General features: G+C 63.7%; 1 protein-coding gene and 1 pseudogene. Both read right to left on the bottom strand.

The window, feature by feature from the left end:
- A pseudogene (locus ABD323_RS44320) lies at positions 1–237 on the bottom strand (DNA-binding protein); the annotation flags it as partial.
- Positions 219–503 carry a hypothetical protein gene (locus tag ABD323_RS44315; RefSeq protein WP_184917265.1) on the bottom strand — a complete coding sequence of 95 codons (285 nt, stop codon included), beginning with the start codon at positions 501–503 and terminating at the stop codon, positions 219–221. The gene ABD323_RS44315 and the pseudogene ABD323_RS44320, both read right to left, overlap by 19 nt.
- Positions 504–573: the final 70 nt, after the last annotated feature.

The following is a 573-nucleotide window of genomic DNA, read 5'->3' as shown; positions in this document are numbered from 1 at the left end:
CTCCTCATCACCCACCTGAACGATCCGCAGCCCGGACAGAATCCATCGAAGACGTGCCTGGTCGGTACGGCTGTGCACGGCCTCGATGATGGTCATAGCGCTGATCGCCACCTCCATGCCTCGCTTCCGGGCCTCCGCGACCAGCGCGACGGCGGGCTCATGGTCGTTGAGCAGTTTGGAGAGACCCTCGGAGTCGAGCACCAAGGTGCCCTCGTGGCTCAGCTTGCGACGGGCCATCCGCCCTCCTCGGCGAAAACCTCGTCGAAGACCTGACGTGCCCGATCCTGCTCCGTTGCCGAGATCGGCCCCTTCCGGCGCTCATAGTCAGCCAGGTACTCATCCAGGATCTGACCACGCAGCTCGCGTTCGACGGCCGCAGCAATGAACGCCGAGAACTCGCGCTTGCCCACTCGTTGGCGGATCGCCTCGGCCGTACCTTCAGGCAGGGACAGGCTGACCCTTGTCGCCGGCCCCTCGCCGATGCCGTAGGGGATCTCAGTCATGGACCCAAGATTATCAAAGAAGTAGGAAAATCGAGCTCTGCGCACCGCCCTGTCGGTCCTCGAATCGCAC

This window comes from Kitasatospora nipponensis (assembly GCF_039528135.1).
GTDB classification, from domain to species: Bacteria; Actinomycetota; Actinomycetes; order Streptomycetales; family Streptomycetaceae; genus Kitasatospora; species Kitasatospora nipponensis.
Note: the sequence above shows the minus strand (reverse complement) of the source record. Positions and strands in the feature narration are given on the sequence as shown.